Origin of the sequence: Halomonas sp. 5021 (genome assembly GCF_036663435.1) — a bacterium.
GTDB classification, from domain to species: Bacteria; Pseudomonadota; Gammaproteobacteria; order Pseudomonadales; family Halomonadaceae; genus Vreelandella; species Vreelandella janggokensis.
This window is the reverse complement of sequence record NZ_JAXOVU010000013.1, coordinates 1-12,234: the sequence shown is the minus strand read 5'-3', so window position 1 is coordinate 12,234 and position 12,234 is coordinate 1. Positions and strand designations below refer to the sequence as shown.

General features: G+C 59.3%; 12 protein-coding genes and 1 pseudogene. 9 read left to right on the top strand and 4 right to left on the bottom strand.

Features of this window, described 5'->3' with window-relative positions:
- Positions 1–35 precede the first annotated feature (35 nt).
- Both R3F64_RS16215 and R3F64_RS16210 read right to left on the bottom strand, forming a co-directional pair.
- Complete coding sequence (locus R3F64_RS16215) at positions 36–2,552, bottom strand: heavy metal translocating P-type ATPase (RefSeq protein WP_199284581.1); 2,517 nt, start codon at positions 2,550–2,552, stop codon at positions 36–38.
- Positions 2,549–2,968: a MerR family transcriptional regulator gene (locus R3F64_RS16210; protein ID WP_085918305.1), complete on the bottom strand. Its 420-nt coding sequence runs from the start codon at positions 2,966–2,968 to the stop codon at positions 2,549–2,551. The genes R3F64_RS16215 and R3F64_RS16210 overlap by 4 nt, the downstream gene beginning before the upstream one ends.
- Positions 2,969–3,234: 266 nt before the next feature.
- Here R3F64_RS16210 and R3F64_RS16205 point away from each other — a divergent pair, with 266 nt between their 5' ends.
- The 8 genes from R3F64_RS16205 to rimI all read left to right on the top strand — a co-directional run bounded on the left by R3F64_RS16205 (position 3,235) and on the right by rimI (position 10,982).
- On the top strand, positions 3,235–4,587 hold the full coding sequence (locus tag R3F64_RS16205) for an OmpP1/FadL family transporter (protein WP_199284582.1): 1,353 nt from the start codon (positions 3,235–3,237) through the stop codon (positions 4,585–4,587).
- Positions 4,588–4,753: 166 nt separating this feature from the next.
- Positions 4,754–5,852, top strand: a protein-coding gene (gene prfB / locus R3F64_RS16200; protein ID WP_139839357.1) for a peptide chain release factor 2 whose coding sequence is annotated in 2 segments (ribosomal slippage) — positions 4,754–4,828 and positions 4,830–5,852 — 1,098 coding nt in all. Because the reading frame shifts where the segments join, the coding sequence is not laid out codon by codon here.
- 32 nt (positions 5,853–5,884) lie between these two features.
- Positions 5,885–7,396 carry a lysine--tRNA ligase gene (gene lysS, locus R3F64_RS16195; RefSeq protein ID WP_199284583.1) on the top strand — a complete coding sequence of 504 codons (1,512 nt, stop codon included), beginning with the start codon at positions 5,885–5,887 and terminating at the stop codon, positions 7,394–7,396.
- A 91-nt stretch (positions 7,397–7,487) separates the two neighbouring features.
- Positions 7,488–7,874: a hypothetical protein gene (locus R3F64_RS16190; RefSeq protein ID WP_199284584.1), complete on the top strand. Its 387-nt coding sequence runs from the start codon at positions 7,488–7,490 to the stop codon at positions 7,872–7,874.
- Positions 7,875–7,962: 88 nt separating this feature from the next.
- A complete protein-coding gene (locus tag R3F64_RS16185; RefSeq protein ID WP_199284585.1) occupies positions 7,963–9,366 on the top strand; it encodes an MFS transporter in 1,404 nt (467 codons plus the stop codon).
- A gap of 41 nt (positions 9,367–9,407) precedes the next feature.
- The gene (locus R3F64_RS16180) at positions 9,408–9,716 is read left to right on the top strand and encodes a BolA family protein (RefSeq protein ID WP_085918311.1); all 309 of its coding nucleotides are present in this window, start codon (positions 9,408–9,410) and stop codon (positions 9,714–9,716) included.
- Positions 9,713–10,543, top strand: a complete 831-nt coding sequence (locus R3F64_RS16175) for a hypothetical protein (RefSeq protein WP_085918312.1) — start codon at positions 9,713–9,715, stop codon at positions 10,541–10,543. Before R3F64_RS16180 ends, R3F64_RS16175 begins: the two co-directional genes overlap by 4 nt.
- Positions 10,533–10,982: a ribosomal protein S18-alanine N-acetyltransferase gene (gene rimI / locus R3F64_RS16170; RefSeq protein ID WP_085918313.1), complete on the top strand. Its 450-nt coding sequence runs from the start codon at positions 10,533–10,535 to the stop codon at positions 10,980–10,982. Before R3F64_RS16175 ends, rimI begins: the two co-directional genes overlap by 11 nt.
- Before the next feature lie 7 nt (positions 10,983–10,989).
- Here the strand turns inward: rimI and zapB are convergent, their stop codons facing one another.
- Both zapB and rsmD read right to left on the bottom strand, forming a co-directional pair.
- A complete protein-coding gene (zapB, locus tag R3F64_RS16165; protein ID WP_085918314.1) occupies positions 10,990–11,172 on the bottom strand; it encodes a cell division protein ZapB in 183 nt (60 codons plus the stop codon).
- A 103-nt stretch (positions 11,173–11,275) separates the two neighbouring features.
- Positions 11,276–11,884, bottom strand: coding sequence for a 16S rRNA (guanine(966)-N(2))-methyltransferase RsmD (gene rsmD / locus R3F64_RS16160; protein ID WP_199284586.1), 609 nt, complete (start codon positions 11,882–11,884; stop codon positions 11,276–11,278).
- Positions 11,885–11,975: 91 nt separating this feature from the next.
- Between rsmD and R3F64_RS16155 the strand changes: the two are divergent.
- Positions 11,976–12,234, top strand: a pseudogene (locus R3F64_RS16155) (signal recognition particle-docking protein FtsY); the annotation flags it as partial.

The window sequence follows — 12,234 nt, the reverse complement described above, 5'->3', positions numbered from 1 at the left end:
GATCAGGCCGACCCCGGCAAGGTTGATCATTAGGCTCATGCAGTGTCTCCTTTGGATTGAGTGGCGCTGGTTTCCCATAGCCGCAGGCGGTTGGCGTTACTGACCACGGTGATGGACGACAGCGACATGGCCGCGCCCGCGATCATCGGTGAAAGCAGCGTACCGGTCAGCGGGTAAAGCACCCCGGCGGCAATCGGAATACACAGCACGTTGTAGCCAAAGGCACCGATCAGGTTCTGTTTGATGTTGCGCAGGGTGGCGCGGCTGATTTCGATGGCGTCGGCGACGCCATGCAGCGAGCCTCGCATCAGCGTCATGCCGGCGCTTTCGATGGCGACATCGGTGCCCTGGCCAATCGCGAAGCCGACATGGGCACGCGCAAGCGCCGGAGCGTCGTTAATTCCGTCGCCGACCATGCCGACCACTTCACCTGCCTTTTGGCGCCGCTCGATGTCGGCGTGCTTGTCTTCGGGCAGCAACCCGGCGCGATAATCGTCGATGCCGACCTGGCGGGCAATGGCGGCAGCCGTGTGGGGGTTGTCGCCGGTCAGCATGACCACGTTCAAACCGTCATCCTGCAGCCGTTTGACGGCGGCAACGGCATCGTCACGCAGCGGGTCGCTGATGCCGAAGAGCGCCGTCAATTGCCCGTCCAGAGCAAAATACACCAGCGTGCGAGCTTTCTCTTCCAGTTCGCGGGCGTTTTCCTGACGTGCGGAAAGGTCGACCCCGGCATTTTCCATCAGGCGTGCGTTGCCGAGCAGCAGTGACTTCCCGTCGGTGGTTTGCGCTTTGACACCGCCCCCGGTGACGCTGTCGAAGTCCTGAATCCCGGCAGCTTCAGCGTCATGCTCGTCGGCATAGGCCATCAATGCCGCTGCCAGTGGATGCTCGGAGCCGCGTTCCAGGGCAGCGATATAGCCAAGCGTTTTGGCCGTCTCTTCGCCCAGCAATTCCGCCTCTGTGACACGGGGCTTGCCTTCGGTGAGCGTGCCGGTCTTGTCCACGACCAGCGTGGTCAGTTTGCTGGCGGTCTGCAGGGCGTCGCCGTTTCTCACCAGCACGCCGTGTTCAGCAGCCTTGCCCACGCCAATCATGGTAGAAATCGGCGTGGCCAGGCCCAACGCGCAGGGGCAGGCGATAATCAGCACGGTGGTGGCCGTCACCAGCATGTGAATGACCCGCGGCTCGGCGCCGACATTGAACCATATCAGTGCGGTAAGCACGGCGATGATCATCACCGAGGGGACGAAAATACTCGACACTTTATCGGCCAGCTCGCCGATCGGCGGGCGCGAGTTTTGTGCGCTGGCGACCTGTTCGGTGATCTGGCCCAAACGGGTGTCGGCGCCCACTCTTGTGGCGCGGTACACCAAGCCTCCTTTGCCATTCACCGTCCCGGCGCTGACCTCATCTCCCTGGCCCTTTTTCACCGGTTCGGGTTCGCCGGTGAGCATGGATTCGTCGATGTGGCTGGCGCCTTCCACGACGTCGCCATCCACCGGCAGCCGCTCGCCGGGGCGAACGCGGATCTGATCGCCTTCGCGTACCGCATCGATGTCCACCTCACGTTCTTCGCCGTCCCGGATCACCCTTGCGGTGCGGCTTTGCAGGTCGAGCAGCCGTTTTAGCGCATCGCTGGTTCGCCCGCGTGCTTTAAGCTCCATGGCGTTGCCCAGCAGAATCAGGCCGATCACCATGGCAGAGGCTTCAAAATAGATGCCGCGGGCGACCTCGGGTAGCCACGGGGCAAACAGCACGACCACCATCGAGTAGAGCCAGGCGGTACCGGTGCCCATGGCCACCAGCGTGTCCATGTTGGCTTGATGGTGCTTGAGGTTTTTCCAGGCGTTGACAAAAAAGTGACGACCTGGAAACGCGAGTATAGCCAGTGTCAGCAGCCCGACCACCAGCCAGAACAGCCGCCCGGTGCCCATTGGATGTGGGTGATAGACGAACATGCTGAGCATCAGCGGAACGGCAAGCGCCAGCGACCAGGCGCTGCCTTTCAAGCGGCGCTTGTAGTCATGGGCTTCCTGTTCTGAGCGTGTTCTTTCCGCTTCACGCATATCGACAATGGGCTCAGCGCCGTAACCCACCGATTCCACGGCCGCTATCAGGGACTGCTGATCGGCAGCGCCAAAAATCTGCGCGGTATGCGTGCCAAAGTTCACGCTTGCGTTGTCGACACCCTCGGTACGCTCCAGCGCTTTCTGAACGCTTTTCACGCAGCTGGCACAGGTCATGCCGCTGATCGCCAGGCGGGTTTGATGCTGGCTGCCCTGAGGCGCACTTTTGGCGGGCATGGCGTCAGTCGTCTGGTCTCGTTGCTCGTCCGGCGTCTCGGCCGTACCGGGCGGGTAGCCTGCTTGGCGCAGCGTCTGGTCGAGGCGGGTGTCGTCCAGCGTGGTGGTGACCTCAAGGCGTTTTTCACCTGGTGCGCCTACCACGTCAGCATCGCTGTCCTGTTGCTGAATCGCCTCACGCATGCGCGACACGCATCCCTGGCAGTTCATGCCGGGCACTGTGCGTATCAGAATGTGCTGGCTCATTTTACCTCCTGCTTCTCAGGGAAGCTTTCGATCAAGCGGCAAAGGCTGTGGCCGTCCGGCGTACCGTCAGGCATATGCTGCCAGCTTTCCAGAGCTTGCTCCATGCGCTGGGCAAGCGCTTCAAGCTCCTGGATCTGCGCACGAATTTGCGGCAGCCGGTTGGCCAGCAGGTCGCGCACCAATGGGCAGGGAGAGTCACCCTGGTCGGCGTGAGCGAGGATGTCGCGAATTTCAGCCACGCTGAACCCGAGCTTGCGCGCCCGCTGAATAAACAGCAGCCGTTCGAGGTCCGTCGCGGAGTAAAGCTGATAGCCGTTATCGGGATGTCGCTTGGGTGCAAGCAATTGCTCCCGTGTGTAATGACGCACCGTTTCGGCGGTGACGCCACCGCGTTTTGCCAGCTCGCTGACCTTCATTGTGCGCTCCCGTGGAAAGTGTTGATGACTAGTGATAAGTCTAAAACCTGTGGGTAACACAAAGGTCAAGGCCAGGCGAGAAAATAGCCTGAAACGGTTAAAACAATGATTTAAAACGTACGTGCGACTAATGTATAAGGCAAAAATAAAATAAAACGCTCGTTTGCCCTTGAACCAACCGGGCTTTTGGGCCAAAACTGACGTGTACAAAAAAAGTATGACGGATGAGCAACATCGCGTCGGATCATTGGGAAAAGAGGCCCTCTATGCACAATAAATTTAACAAGCTCACCCTGGCAGTCGCCGTTGCCACTGCCGCCTTTGCCAGCCAAGCCCAGGCGGGTGGCTATCAAATCAACGAGCAGAGTGTCAGCGGCCAGGGCTACGGCCACGCGGGACGCAGCTCCAATGTCGAAGATGCGACCATCGTGTTCGGCAACCCTGCCGGTATGTCGTTTCTGGATCGCGCGCAAATTTCAGTGGGGGGAACGTATCTAAACGTTGATAGTGAGCTTTCTAATGTAGAAGCTAATCGCACCTTGGATGCAGGCGTCGCCCAAGGCGGAGCCCCTACGGGCAACCAAATTCCAGTAGGCAGCATCCCTGGGGGTAACGAGGGCGATATGGTGCCTGGCACCGCCATTCCCTATGCGTTTTATGCCCATCCGGTCAATGACAAACTGGCCTTTGGTTTTGGTGTTTACGCACCCTTTGGCTCCAAGACTGATTACGAAGATGATTTCCAAGGTCGTTATTTTGGTGACTACACCGAAGTCACTGTCATAAGTGCTCAACCAACGGTTTCTTATCGGTTTAATGATCAGTGGTCGGTGGGTGCCGGGATTACTTATAACCAAGTGGAGGGGGAGCTTCGTCGTCAGCTTCCCTCTGAGGCAACTTTTAACCCCAACGCTGATATCGACTCCCGTGTTGACGGTGAAGATGAAGCCTGGGGCTACAACCTCGGGGTGATCTATCAACCGGTGCCTGAAACGACTCTAGGTTTAACCTATCGCTCGAAGGTGGACTATGAGCTGGAAGGCGACTTTAGTGCTACTGCCCCAGCGGGTAATGTGGTTCGCTCAAGCGCCGCCAACCTGGATCTGACGACGCCTGAAACGGTCAACTTCTCCCTGACGCAACAGATGACTGATCGTTTGAAATTGATGTTCGGCGCCTCCTGGGTGCGCTGGAGCCAGTTCGAGGAAATCCGCGTCGTGGATGATCAGGGCGGCCTGATTACCAATGAGGAGCAGAATTACTCCAACGCCTGGGCGTTTGCCACCGGTGGCGAGTACCAACTGACGCCCACCTTGGCGCTGCGTGCAGGGGTAACCCTGGACATGACGCCGACCAATGATGACGATCGAAGCGTACGTATTCCTTCCGATGATCGCCGTATCTTCTCGTTGGGTGCAGGCTGGACCCCAACCGATGATTTGACCATCGATGTGGCCTACTCGTACCTGTCCGAGCGTGGCACCTTTGTTGAACAAGATCGCCAGGATTTGTTAGCTAGCCAGCAGACAGGTGGCCAGCCGGTTGGTGGCGCCACTTACTCCGCCGACTACAAAAATGAAGCCCATGGCTTCGGTGCTCAGCTGACCTACCGCTTCTAATGCGTTAGTCAATAGCAGCGACCCCAACCCGGCCTCGGCCGGGTTTTTTGCGTAGGGTCGATGTTGAGGATGGATGCGGTAAGCGCTGGGTTTCGTTACAATGCGCTTCTTTCTTGTGAACCTTTTCACTGACCTGATCTTTTACTGACCAATACCAAGGTATTCCATGTTGGAAACTAACCCGATTCACCTCCAGATCAAGGACCTGTCTGAACGGACAGAGGTTCTTAGGGGGTATCTTTGACTACGCCGAGAAGCAGGATCGGCTAGAAGAGGTCACCCGCGAGCTGGAGGACCCCAATGTCTGGAGCGACCCGGACTACGCGCAGAAGCTCGGTAAAGAGCGTGCGTCCCTCGAGGCGATCGTGGCCACCATTGACGACCTTGAGCAGGGGCTGGGCGATAGCCGGGACCTGCTCGAGCTTGCCGAAATGGAAGATGACGAAGGCACCGTCGACGAGGTGCGCAAAGAGCTGGATAACCTGCAGGCCAGCCTTGAAAAGCTCGAGTTTCGCCGTATGTTTTCCGGCGAAATGGACGAGAACAACGCCTACCTGGATATTCAGTCGGGGTCGGGTGGTACGGAAGCCCAGGATTGGGCGAATATCCTGCTCCGCATGTACCTGCGTTGGGCAGAAAGCCACGGTTTCAAGACGGATATCATCGAGATTTCAGCCGGCGATGTGGCCGGCATAAAATCGGCGTCGCTGCATATCCAGGGGGAGTACGCCTTCGGCTGGCTGCGTACCGAAACCGGCGTTCATCGCCTGGTGCGCAAAAGCCCGTTTGACTCTGGCGGTCGCCGCCATACCTCCTTTGCGTCAGTGTTTCTGTCCCCGGAAATTGATGACAGCTTCGAAGTGGATATCAACCCGTCGGATATTCGCGTGGATACCTACCGTTCAAGCGGTGCGGGCGGTCAGCACGTTAACACCACCGACTCAGCGGTGCGCATCACCCACGAGCCCAGCGGCATTGTGGTGGCATGCCAGAGCCAGCGTAGCCAGCACGCCAACCGCGACTTCGCCATGAAACAGTTGAAGGCGAAGCTGTGGGAACACGAGATGCAGCGGCGTAATGAGGCCAAGCAGCAGGCGGAAGACGCCAAATCCGACATTGGCTGGGGCAGTCAGATTCGCTCCTATGTGCTTGACGACCAGCGCATCAAGGATTTGCGTACCAACGTCCAGTCCAGCAACTGTGAAAAAGTGCTCGATGGCGATCTGGACCAGTTTATCGTCGCCAGTCTCAAGCAGGGTTTGTAATTTTCAGGGTTTGATCATTAATAGGGTGCCCGATGGCTAATCAAGACGCGTCTTCTCTCGATAACGAAAACCACCTGATTGCGGAGCGCCGGGCCAAGCTCGCGGCCCGCCGTGAGCAGGCGGCTGAGCAGGGCAAGAGCGCTTTCCCGAACGATTTCCGCCGCGATAGCTTAACCGTTGAGCTGCAAAACGCCTTTGGCGATAAAGACAAGGCCGAGCTTGAACAGCTGGATCACCACGCGTCAGTAGCGGGTCGCGTAATGCGCCAACGAGGCCCCTTCATTGTTATTCAGGACGTGGCCGGGCAGATCCAGCTCTACGTTGATAAAAAAGGCCTGCCTGCCGAGGTGCTGGAAGACGTTAAAAGCTGGGACATCGGTGACATCGTCGCTGGCCACGGCCCCGTGCACAAGTCCGGCAAGGGCGATCTGTACGTGATGATGAAAGAAGCGCAGCTGCTCACCAAAAGCCTGCGTCCGTTGCCGGATAAATTCCACGGCCTGACCGACCAGGAAGCCCGCTACCGCCAGCGCTATGTCGATCTGATCATGAACCCGCAATCGCGCAAGGTATTCGAGACCCGCGCGGCGGTGATCAGCTCCATGCGCCGTTTCTTCGAAGCGCGCGGCTTCATGGAAGTCGAAACGCCGATGCTACAGCCGATTCCTGGCGGTGCGGCGGCGCGTCCGTTTATCACCCACCATAATGCGTTGGATATCGACATGTATCTGCGTATTGCCCCGGAGCTTTATCTCAAGCGCCTGGTGGTGGGCGGCTTTGAGAAAGTCTTCGAAATCAACCGTAATTTCCGCAACGAAGGGCTTTCGACACGGCATAATCCAGAGTTCACCATGGTCGAGTTCTACTGGGCCTATGCGGATTACCACGACCTGCTGGATATGACCGAAGCCATGCTGCGCACGGCGGCTCAGGAAGTGCTGGGTACCACCACCATTGACTACCAGGGTGCCCGTTACGACTTCGGCAAGCCCTTTGCCCGCTTGACGCTGCGCCAGGCAATTCTTGACCACGGTGATGGCATCATCGATGCGGACCTGGATACATTGGACGCTGCCCGTGCCTTAGCCGAAAAACTGGGCATCAAGGTCAAGGAGAGCTGGGGGCTGGGTAAGGTCCAGACGGAAATCTTTGAAGAAGTGGCCGAACACAAGCTCGACCAGCCGACCTTTATCACCGAATATCCGGCCGAGGTCAGCCCCTTGGCGCGGCGTAACGATGCCAACCCGTTTGTGACGGATCGCTTTGAGTTCTTTGTGGGGGGGCGCGAGATCGCCAACGGTTTCTCGGAGCTTAATGACGCCGAAGACCAGGCTGAGCGCTTCCGCGAGCAGTCAGCGGAAAAAGACGCCGGCGACCTTGAGGCCATGTACTACGACGCGGATTACGTGCGTGCGCTGGAGTATGGCCTGCCGCCAACGGCTGGCGAAGGCATCGGCATCGACCGTCTGGTGATGCTGTTTACTGACAGTCCTTCGATTCGCGACGTTCTGCTATTCCCGGCGATGCGCCCAGAGGCGGATTAACGCCAGCTAACTGTGCGATTGTGGACGAAAAGTTGGTAAGGGCGCGATTAAGCGCCCATAATGACCACGTTTCGACGGCGAGGAGAATCCCATGAAACTGCTAAATCGCTCCGCTCTGAGCGTCAGGCCGACCCAGCCCTTTGTGGACTGGATCAATGCGCTCGAACCCACCATGGGAGACGACGACCTGACCCTGGACGACGTCGAACGTGAAAGCACGGTGTATCTGATCCCCGAGATGGATACGCCCGAGGCGCTCGAAGCCTTTGTTCGTGAACGCTACTCGGAAATTCTGGAAACCGAACTGCGTGCCTGGGAAGAGGACGAACGCCAGTGGCCCGACACGCTTGACTGGTCGCTGTTTCAAACCTTCCTGCGCATCGAGCATAGCTACCTCGCCATCGATCTTGACGACGACACGGCCCTGGAAATATCCGATGTTGATGACGCCTTGCTGCTTGATAACGAACTTGATTAGTGCGCTGTGATTGTTATTCAAGTTTCTTGTAAAACCGGCTTTTGGCCGGTTTTGTTGTTTCCAAAGGGCTGTTCAGGAACGGAACACCATGCGACTGTTTGAAACCCGACCCGGTGACGATGGCCTGCCAGGGGGCGAGCGCGCCTTGGCTGTCCTGGCATTGGTGACCGGTACCTTGATGGCGGTTGTCGATACCACCATGATCAACCTGGCCCTGCCGACCATTGCGGCAGACCTTGATGTGTCAGCCTCCCGATCGGTGTGGATCACCAATGTGTTCCAGGTGGTCTGTGCGGCTTTTCTGCTGGTGTTTGCCGGTATCAGCGAACTGGTGACGCGTCGGCGGCTGTACCTGTTTGGCTTGACAACCTTTGTCATCGCCGCGCTGGGGGCCGCCCTGTCGCGGAGCCTGGAAACGCTGCTGGTGTTTCGTGCGCTGCAGGGCCTGGGAGCGGCGGCGACGCTGTCCATTGGCCCATCGCTTTATCGGGCGATTTTTCCGTCGCGGTTGCTGGGAAGTGCGCTTGGGTTGAGCGCCCTGGTGGTGGCCGGTGGCTATGCCGCGGGCCCCACCCTAAGCGGTGTGATCTTGTCGTTTGCCGACTGGCCCTGGCTGTTCGCGCTGAATGTGCCACTGGGGGTGTGTTCATTGTGGCTGGCAAGCCGAGCGCTGCCCAGGGAAACACCGCGCCAGGGGAGTTTCGATATCCTGGGCGCGCTGCTCTCGATGTTGATGCTGGCGAGCTTTTTCCTGGCCATGGATGCCGTGGGTCACGCGGCTCCTCTGTGGCAGAGTGCGGGTTGGGGCCTGCTAGCGGTGATCGCCGGTGGCTTGTTTATTGCCCGCCAGCGGCGCGCTCCCTATCCGTTATTACCGCTAAGCGTGTTTGCAGAAAAGCGCTTCACGCTGGCCGTGTCGGCCTCGGGGCTGGCATTTATCGGTCAGGGGCTGACATTCGTCGCGCTTTCGTTTTTCTACCAGGAGCAGATGGGCTTTACACCGCTGGAAACGGCCTGGCTATTCACCCCCTGGCCGCTGGCCATCATGGTCGTCGGGCCACTAGCCGGGCGGCTGGCCGACCGAATTAACCCCAGCCTGCTTTCCAGCACGGGGCTGGTGCTGTTGATTGTCGGCCTGATTGCCCTGGCATTCGTCGATGAATCGACCGGTGTGACGGGCAGTTTATGGCGTACGGCGCTGTGCGGCATCGGATTTGGCCTCTTCCAGCCGCCCAATAACCGCGAAATGATGAGTAGCCTGCCGCCCGAACGCAGCGCCAATGTATCGGGTGTGATGAGTACCACGCGAACGGTGGGGCAGTCGGTGGGGGTTGCGCTGGTGGGCGCTGCGCTGGCACTGGGTGCTCCCGTGCAGGTCACGTTATGGCTGGGGGCTGCCACCACATTGTTGGCGCTGCTGGCGAGCCTTTCGCGGGTGTCGCTGGCGCGGCGAGCGCTGGTTGCGCGTCGGGCATCGTCTGGCGGCCAGTAAGCGCGTACAATGGAAGGGTTTCCGACCTAAGGAGAGCCTCCATGACGCTGCAGGCACAGATAGAGCAGAAGTTAGCGGCGCTAGCGCCCGACGTGCTGCAGGTAGAAAATGAAAGCCATATGCACAACGTCCCCGCGAATTCTGAAACGCATTTCAAGGTGACGTTGGTGAGCGACACCTTCGACGGCCTGATGCCCGTCAAGCGCCACCAGAAAATCTATGCGCTGCTGGCCGACGAGCTATCCGGCCCGGTGCACGCGCTAGCCCTTCACCTGTATACCCCTCATGAATGGGAAGTGCGCGGCGGTCAGCGCCCTGACTCGCCCAACTGCCGAGGGGGCGGGCAGTGACCCCAGAGGTTGTCCGCCGACATTACCTCGAGGCGATGGGGATTACCGCTTGGGCATCGCGCTATCAGTTGCCTAACGCGCGGCCCACGGAAACCTGTGAGTGGGATGACACCCCTGCAACGCCCACGCCGCCGCGCGAGCGTCTTCAGGCCCTTTTGGATGATGTGCCCGCGCCTCGCTCGGCGCCTGCGGAAGCGCAGACCGCCTCAGACGAAGTGACGGCATCGCCGGCGGCCGTGCGTGCCCTGTTGGAAGAGCACCAGGCCCCTCTCAGTAAGCCAGAAGCAGCAGCCCCCGCCGCCGTACCCACGCCCAGCGAAGCGCCGGTGGCCAAGGAACCGCTGCAGTTTGGCGTGTCGTGTGTGTGTATCGGCAGGCGCTGGCTAAGCATCCATGCGGGTGAGATCGATGCTTCTGAGCAGCGCCTGCTCGCCAATATATGCCAGGCGGTGGGGCTTGCCGGTGGGTCGCTGCCGGAGGTGATGTTCTTCAAGTGGCCGCCCATGGCCAACGCCTTTGAACCAGAAGACCCCCTCGAAGAAGCGCGCGAGGGGGTGAATGCGTTTATCAGCGGGGCGGCCATCCGCCAACAATGGCAACTGGAAAAAATTCTTTTGTGGGGGGCTGACGCCACCGACCCGGATAGCGCCTCGCTTGCCAAGGTGCTCGACGTTGATAACCAGCAAAGCCGCACGCTGGAGCTGCCGGTATGGCAGGCACCGTCGTTGGCCACGCTGCTGCACAGTGCCGATGCCAAGCGCAACTTATGGCCTGCGTTGCATGCTCTGGCGCAAGATTGGCCGGTACCGGATCGAGATGATCACTGAGCTGAGTCAACGTGACTTCCAGTTACTGGCAGCGCTTGAAACGCGCGCCCTGAGTGGCGTCAGTATCGCGTTGCTTAGGGAGGCCTTGGTGGCGGATACGGCCTGCGTGCTGGGCGACTGGCAGGAAAGCCAGTTGACAGGCTACGCGCTGCTGGCCCGATTACCCTTCGACGCCGAACTGCAAGCCATTGGTGTGCTGCCGGAGCAGCGTGGGCACGGCATCGGCGGTCAGTTGCTCAAGGCCGTATTCGCCGTCGCCGCTCGCTGGCAAAGTGAGCGGGTGCTGCTGGAAGTGCGTGAAAGCAACGCAGCGGCGATTCGGCTGTATCAAGGCGCTGGCTTTCAGCAGGACGGCTATCGGCGAGACTACTACCCGGCAGCCGAAGGGGCTGCCGGGCGTGAGAGTGCGCTGTTGATGTCACGCTCTGCTCAGGGCTGATATTGCCTCAGGATGGGTCGTCATCAAATTTAGTCAGCAGGGCGCTCAGGCGACGCTCCCATTCTTCGTGTTCCTGCTTGAGCTGGGTGTTTTCATTACGTAGTGTCTCGTTTTCCAGCTTCATCATTTCCAGCGCCTCGACGGTATCGGTAACGCGCTGCTCAAGCTGATTGAATAACTCTAGGCTCATGCCCACCTCCAGATCAAAACAAGCGACATGCTTGCCTGTAAAACAAACGGTTAAAAATAATGGGGCGAGCGTAACGCCCGAACTGCAAAGCCGCAAGCGCTGATTATGGGGCGCGGCGTTGATATAGCCTGGCGGTGCTTTCCCCCGCCTGGGTCTCGCGGTGCAGCACCCAGTGCGTGGGTACGTCCGGTATCAGGTCGCGCTCGGTCTCCAGGTAAACCATGGCCTCCGGTGCGAGCCAATGGCCAGCTTCAAGGGTAGCGCAGCACTCGGCTACCCAGCCCTGATAAAACGGTGGATCCAGAAAGACGATATCGAAATACTGGGCCGGTTGCATGAGAAAGGCCTGGGCATCCCTAACAACGACATCACCTTGGTGGGTTTTGAGTGTTTCAAGGTTGCGGGTAATGTGGGCGGCCACCTGGCGGTCACTTTCGACGAAGGTGACCTGGGCCGCCCCGCGTGAGATGGCTTCAATCCCAAGCGCGCCGGTGCCGGCGAAAAGGTCGAGTACCTTTTTTCCGTAAAGCGCCTGGCCAAGCCAGTTGAACAGCGTTTCACGCACGCGGTCCGGGGTGGGCCGCAGGCCTGGCTTGTCGAGGACCGGCAGTTGGCGGCGGCGGAAATCACCGCCGATAATGCGTAGCTTACCCAGCGGCTTGGCAGCCGAACGGCGCGACGAGGGTGGGCGAGTGGAGCGGTTTCGAGTCATAACGCGGATTGTAGCGGGCTAGTTATCCAAAGTCTTGGTTGGCGGTGGTAGGATAATCCCATTCTTTACCTTTTTCAGTCGGATGACATCCATGTTTGGTTTTTTTAAGCGTAAACAAAAGCAGGATTCCCAGCAGGAAGCGCAGGACGAGTCTCAGGTCGACCCCTCCCAGGAGCAGGCGACTGATGAGCCGAAAGACGATGATCAGGCACCCGAACATGCCCGCCGCGAGGAAGTCGACGTTGACGAGCGTCCGTCTGCGCCTGACTCTGTGCCAGAGCCAGAGCCAGAGCCAGAGCCAGAGCCAGAGCCAGAGCCAGAGCCAGAGCCAGAGCCAGAGCCAGAGCCAG

Excerpts from the sequence above, each read along its gene's own strand:
- R3F64_RS16215 (WP_199284581.1), bottom strand. The coding sequence starts at position 2,552 with ATGAGCCAGCACATTCTGATACGCACAGTGCCCGGCATGAACTGCCAG.
- R3F64_RS16205 (WP_199284582.1), top strand. The coding sequence starts at position 3,235 with ATGCACAATAAATTTAACAAGCTCACCCTGGCAGTCGCCGTTGCCACT.
- R3F64_RS16180 (WP_085918311.1), top strand. The coding sequence starts at position 9,408 with ATGACGCTGCAGGCACAGATAGAGCAGAAGTTAGCGGCGCTAGCGCCC.
- rsmD (WP_199284586.1), bottom strand. The coding sequence starts at position 11,884 with ATGACTCGAAACCGCTCCACTCGCCCACCCTCGTCGCGCCGTTCGGCT.
- rimI (WP_085918313.1), top strand. The coding sequence starts at position 10,533 with ATGATCACTGAGCTGAGTCAACGTGACTTCCAGTTACTGGCAGCGCTT.
- lysS (WP_199284583.1), top strand. The coding sequence starts at position 5,885 with ATGGCTAATCAAGACGCGTCTTCTCTCGATAACGAAAACCACCTGATT.
- R3F64_RS16185 (WP_199284585.1), top strand. The coding sequence starts at position 7,963 with ATGCGACTGTTTGAAACCCGACCCGGTGACGATGGCCTGCCAGGGGGC.
- R3F64_RS16190 (WP_199284584.1), top strand. The coding sequence starts at position 7,488 with ATGAAACTGCTAAATCGCTCCGCTCTGAGCGTCAGGCCGACCCAGCCC.
- zapB (WP_085918314.1), bottom strand. The coding sequence starts at position 11,172 with ATGAGCCTAGAGTTATTCAATCAGCTTGAGCAGCGCGTTACCGATACC.
- R3F64_RS16210 (WP_085918305.1), bottom strand. The coding sequence starts at position 2,968 with ATGAAGGTCAGCGAGCTGGCAAAACGCGGTGGCGTCACCGCCGAAACG.